This is a genomic window from Magnetococcales bacterium, from assembly GCA_015231925.1.
In the GTDB taxonomy this organism is placed as follows: domain Bacteria; phylum Pseudomonadota; class Magnetococcia; order Magnetococcales; family JADGAQ01; genus JADGAQ01.
The window spans coordinates 20,064-26,045 of sequence record JADGAQ010000042.1 but is presented as its reverse complement, the minus strand read 5'-3'; the positions used below and the strand labels follow the sequence as shown (position 1 = coordinate 26,045).

At 61.2% G+C, this 5,982-nt stretch carries 2 protein-coding genes; both read right to left on the bottom strand.

What is annotated here, in order from left to right; genetic code table 11:
* The coding region (locus HQL56_06945) for a hypothetical protein (protein ID MBF0309248.1) at positions 1-5,229 on the bottom strand (5,229 nt) is incomplete at its 3' end.
* Positions 5,230-5,239: 10 nt separating this feature from the next.
* A partial coding sequence (locus HQL56_06940) for a hypothetical protein (GenBank protein ID MBF0309247.1) occupies positions 5,240-5,982 on the bottom strand: 743 nt, incomplete at its 5' end.

The window sequence follows — 5,982 nt, the reverse complement described above, 5'->3', positions numbered from 1 at the left end:
GGCCTCCCTGGAAGGTCGAACACCCCCCACCCTCCGGCTTCCCGGCGTGCGTCTGCCCACCTCCCCCCTGTCGATTTTGGCAAAGATCTCATCGGAAGTGACCGGGCGTCCGAACACTCTGCCGAGGATCTCCCGTATCCGATTCCAGAAGGTCCGCGCCTTGGCCAGCATGCCGGGGATGCCGCGTCCTTCGCCGCGAACGCCGCCCGAACGGAAGTCGGCAAAGGCTTCGGCGATGGCCTCTTCGTCGAGGGCTTCCTCGATCAGGGCCTCGTTTCCGGAAAAGCGTTCCTCGTAGTAGGGGCGATAGGTGTCATCGATGCCGTAGCGTTGGCGCCACACGTTTCTGGCCTGGTCGCGCAGGGTTTGCCACTCGTCGGTTCGGAAAAATCCCATGTTGCGCAGGTGGTGAATCGTTTCGTGGCGGGCCGCCCGCAAGGGGTTGTCCTGGTTCAGGGCCACCCGGATCAGGTCGAGCAGGCTGGTGTAGTCGCCCCCGGTGCGGATCTCCTTGCCGTCCACCGTGGCCACGATCACCTCATCGACGATCTTCACCCGGGCGTGGGGAGCGATGCGTTCCAGCAGCCCCCGCACTTCCCGTTCGATCTCGGGGAGTTTGGCTGCCGCTTCCGGAGTGAGGGTGGTGGTTGGTTTGTCACTCGGAATCGAGTTGCTATCCGGCGTGGATAGGGTATCGTGTGCGTGGGCTCTGCTTTGCTCTCGACTCTCGTTTCCCGCAGCCGATTTTGAACCCGGTACGCCAGAAGCGTGATCCTGCAGCGAAGCGGAGCTTTCTGTTTTCCTGAGTAAAGGATTTTTGTTGCCTTCCTCCGGGGAGGTGGTATTCTGCTGTTGGGCTCTGCCTTGGATCGGTTTGCCCTCAGGAGCGCCAGATCGCGAATTCTGGGCCGTGGTCGGAGGGGTCTCCTTTCCAAGCGTGGGGCCTTCTTCTTTTTTGAAAGAGTGGTCGTAATATTTCGTGCCATCGAACCTTTCTTTGGCGACGAGAATCACCCCGAAGCTTCTTGCCCCGATCTCAAGATTCACCTCGTAACGATGCACCGCCCTGGTATTGGGGTCGTCTTTGTTGTCTACCTCGATCCCGACTTTTCGTGCGTTCGCAATCAACTCCGGAATCGCCACGATGGATCGAATCAGGTCGTCCGCTCCGTGGCTGATCGTATGCTTCACCCCGGAGGTGGTCACCTCGATCCGGTCCCCGCTATCCTGGTTGGTGTAGGTCTTCCCAACAAAATCCCGCTTCGCCCGCTCCAGGGCTTTCAGGCGGAACTCCTTCACGGTATTGAAGGCACCCAGCTCGTCACCCGTGATGCGGACCACGGCGGCATCATCCCGGAGGATCGCAGGCCGGACATCGCCTTTTCCACCCTTCACAGCTTGCTTCCCATCGTACTCCCGCAACACCCAGGCGTTTTCCCCGGTCTGCACGACAGTCAGGTTGCGTCCCTTCATGTCCGCGCGATTGCTGGCCGCCAGTCGGGCGGATTTCTCGCTGGGGTATGGTTTTCCGGTGGTGGCAAGGTGATCCGTATAACTCCCGGCAGGAACGCTTTCTCCGGAAACGGAGGGGGATGTTTCCGGCGTACCGCTCTCCGGCTGCTTCAAAAACCGGATGCGCAGATGCGGTTCCCCGTTGATCTCGATTGCGGCCTCGCGTTCCTCTTGGGTGGAGAGCGACGAGTCCCCCAGGGAGGCGACGGCCTCTCCCCGCTGCAAGGCTTCCCGCAGGGTCTTTTTGAAGGGTTCCAGAGGAGGAGAGCCAACCTCCCGATGCACCTCGGCGATGCGGGGGTCCAGCCATCCATTCCGGGCCACCAGCCGGTCATAAGCTTGGCGGATGGTGGTCAGGGAGGAGGTGTTTTCGTCGGCGACAACGGGCTTGATATTTTCTTCGGATGCGGTAGTATTGGCATCAAGACTCTGTTTGTGGCCCCAGCGCTCATAAAGGGGATCGGTCTCAGTGGCCACGGACCGTTGAGAGCTTGGGCGGCGCCCTTCCTCCCACAACGGGGTCTTGTTATCCGTCTTGCTATTTTCTCCAGATGCGGTAGCATTGGCTTTAGGTTCTGCTGTGGCCCCGCGCTTGAGGGGGTCAGTTTTCACCGTGACCATGGACACGGGTTGGCGAGGATCGTGTGTGCGCGACGCCTCCCACGGTGGGGCCATGTCATCCGTCTTGCTATTTTCTCCAGATGGAGTAGCATGGGGGTCAAGACTTTGCTGTGGCCCTAACGCAGATACGGGGTCGGTCCTTGTGGCCACGGGCCGGTGAGGGTCTGGTCGGCGCCCTTCCTCCCACAACAGGGTCTTGTTTTTCAGGTATCCTTCCCTGGAAACCAGTCCGCTCCGCACATCGTAGAAACCTCCCGTATTGTCCGGCATCAACTCTACAAAAGCGATGAGGGCCTTGCCGTTCCGCTTGGCGAGGATCTTTGAATTGCCCGTTCCCCGGTAGATGGCATTGAAGTTCTGCCCTACGTCTTCGATCAACTCACGAGCGTTCTGGTATCCAGCCTCTTCTAGTTGTCGAAGCCTTTCCGGGCGATTGATATGTTTTTCCCCAGGGGACTCTCCTTCGGACCTCAGCCGGATCGGCCCCGGCTGTCCACCGATGGCCACCGCCTGCTCCGCGTTGATCTGTCCGAAATCGACGGATCCCGTCGAGGTGCGCACGAACCCGTCCGGCAGCAGGTCCGCCAGAGCCTCACGAACCTTGGCTTCTTGGGCCTTGGGAAAGGTCCAGCCCTTTTTTACGGCATGCCAGAGGGGATTGTGGTGGGTGGCCTGTTTGACGCGCTCCTTGTAAGCCTGGTTCGGGTCCAGCACGACGAACTCTTTGTCTGACAGGGGCTCGATGCGCAACGGTGGCGTGGAGGGTTCGGGGGTGTCCCGATGAGACTCTTCGGGAAGAACCTGTTGTTCCGGAGAGGGAGAGGGAGAGGAAACGGCCTGGGAGGTTGTCTTCTTGCGCAGCACCCATCCGCCTTCCACCTGGGCCGGGGCGTATCCCTGCCCCTGCAACGCCTTGCGCATGCGCAGAGAAAGGGCGGCGGATTTCTCGGTCGCAAACGGCTTCCCGCCAATGCCCAGGATGTCGTCAGGCTGGAGAGGGGTTACGGCTTCACTTCGCTGAGGCTCTGCGGGAAGAACCATCGCTTCCGGGGAGACGGCACTCGGAGCGGGCAACTCCCCGGAGGATGCGTCAACCTTCGCGCCCTGCCGTTGGTCGCTTTCGGAAACGGCCGTATCGGCAACCGTAGCCGTCGCGATGGGTGCGGCGGGTCGCTTCGGCACTCGCGGACGCGGCAACCCGGCCTTGAAGGCCCGAACGGCGGCCTTGGGATCGAGCCCGTTCTGCTTCGCCATGCTTTCCACCTGCCGGAGCAGCGCCTCCCAGGCCTGGAGGCGTTCCTCCTCCGGGGTGAGAGCCGGTGCCGGAGAAATGGCTTGCGGGGTATCCGTGACCGGAAGGACGGTCTCTTGTCCCGGCGACTCTCCGGGTTTTCCGGAAGGTTCGATCACCGCCGCCGGCTGGGTTGCAGGCTCCTGGACCGTATTCCCGGAAGTCTCTGGTTGCCTGGCAACCACCGGACCGCCGGTCGGCGCGGAATTGGGGGTCGCTTCGGTCTGGATGGTGTCCGGGTCCAACAACGCGATGGCCCCGCTTTCGCGAGCGGTCTGGTTGCTGGCAGGTATTTCGACCGGGGCAACCTGCAAGGAATCCTTGTTGGTTGCTTCGGAAAGCGGATTCTGCACTTCAAGACCGATGGCCTCGGGAGAATAGTCCGGAGCCTTGTTTTCAGCAGGGGGGGCTGTCTCCGAAACCGCTCCTTGCGGCGCGACAGCAACCTTCCCGGAAGCCGCGACGGGCGGAAGCGGCTGGATTTGCACACCACCCAACCGGGAGAAGAGTTCGTCGATGACCTGCCCGTTGTCCAGTTCCACCCGCATTCCCGCATCCAGGGGGTTATCCCCCTCCTGGAAGGCGTCCGTCACGGTACCGGTCATGACGGCTCCGTTGGGCAACGTCACACTCACCCGGGTGTTGACCCTGGGGAAGCCGTTGCGGGCCAGAATGGCGTCGGCTCTGCCGGTGGCTTCTGTTTCCTGCATCACCTGACGACCCTGGGCAATCAGGTGGGTGGGGATGGGGGAGGCCTCGTCTTCCGGGGTGATGACGGGCGGCGATGAGGCCGCCCGGGCGCGTTCGCCGGGAGGTCGCGGGACAGGCTGCGGGACAGGCTGCGGAGTGGGTAAGCCCTCTTCCTGGTCCTTGACGAACGGGTGGGCTGCCGCTCCCAGCGTGCCGCCCGCCATGGCCCCTATAATTCCCGCATCGATGATGCGTTGCCCTGCCTCGCCAAGAGTCATCTTGTCGCCGATGACTCCGGCATCGTATCCGGCTTGCAGGGTTTCGGTAACCATCTCTTCGGCACCTTCAGCACCTGCCGTTTTCAACAGTCGCTTCAGGAACACGCCACCTTTTTGCATCAGGAAGCCAAGCGGAACATGCTCACCAATCGTTTCGGTGATGGCTGTGAAAAGTCCATCCGCCTGCGCCTGCTCGTGGGTGCGTCCCTTCGCCAGGCTCTCGCCGTATTGGTTTCCGCCCGCGTTGGCCGCCATGACGGACAGGCCGACATTCGTGCTGCGTGTCAGGAGACCCGCCGCAATGGCAGGCGTCATCTCGCCAACAGCCCTCGCGGCGCTCCCGACGTACCACTTGCCGGAACGGTCCGGAACATTGGGCTGGTTGGCCTGGATGGCAGAATGAGCCTCGTCGTACATCCCCTTTCCGGTAGCGGTGAGGGGGGAGCGGTTGGCCTCTTGAATCTGGGGAGTCAGGTCGGCAATTTCCTGGTCCGACTGGCCGGTCGCGGATAACGCCTCCTGCATAGCAGTGGTCTGCATTTTCTCCATGTTGGTCCCGACCATCCGAACCAACGAACCCGCCCCGGCCTTGAAACTGTCGGGCACATTTTCCAGGCTCTTGCGCAACGTGGTTCCCCAGGAGTCTTCCTGGTCCGGGGTCAAAACCGTTGCGCCGACCCCCGGAACGTCCTGCCCAACTGTCGGGCCGCGTGAATCAGCCCCTATCGGCACGAAGTCATCCCCAAGATCATCGATACGCGGGTACATTTTCGGCTCTTCGTTGCCTATCGGCACGAAGTCACCCCCAAGATCATCGATACGCGGGTATAATGCCATTCAGATCTTCCTACTTCAGAAACCGGGTTCCGTCTGGATTCTGCCAAACGCCCTTGTCACCTTTTTTGCCAATAAGCTTTGCTCCTGGTTTTTCAGCCACCATTGCAGCCGCTTCCGGTTGAGTGGCTTTCCCCGGAGGAGGCGCACCCTCCTTCACGGCCAACAACCCCATATCCCGCATTTCCGTTGCTCTTCTCCGGGTTTCGGCTGGGTCAGGCTCCACGAAGGGAATCCAGTCTTTCCACCCCATCTGATGCCGTGCTTCCTGTTCGGCCTGACTCATGAGGTCGCGGCTTGGCAAAGCATTCGCCCTTTCCCTATCCGCCGCCTCTCTTGTTTGTCGAAACGATCCTTCGGGAAGTGGAGTGCCAAGCGCATGCATGGCCTCTTCAAGAAGGACCGGATTGACACTTCTCGATTTCCCCCCAGTGACGGGATCCGTTGTCTCGACCGAAGTACGCTGCATCGCAATATCAAAGTTTTTTGAAGTTCTATCTTTGTCTTTTACGGCAGTCTCCTCCCTGACTCTTTCCAGCGCCCCGGCGTTGCTCAAGCCCTGAACTTCGCGTCGGCCAGCAACCTCCGCATTGGTTCGCTCCAGCGCCCCGGCGTTGCTCAAGCCCTGAACTTCGCGTCGGCCAGCAATTTCCGCATTGGTTCTTTCCAGCGCGGCGGCATTCTGTCCCGCGTTCAACAGGCCCATCCCCTCGAAGTACTGCCTCTGCTCCTTCGCCTTGTTTTCCGCATCGATGG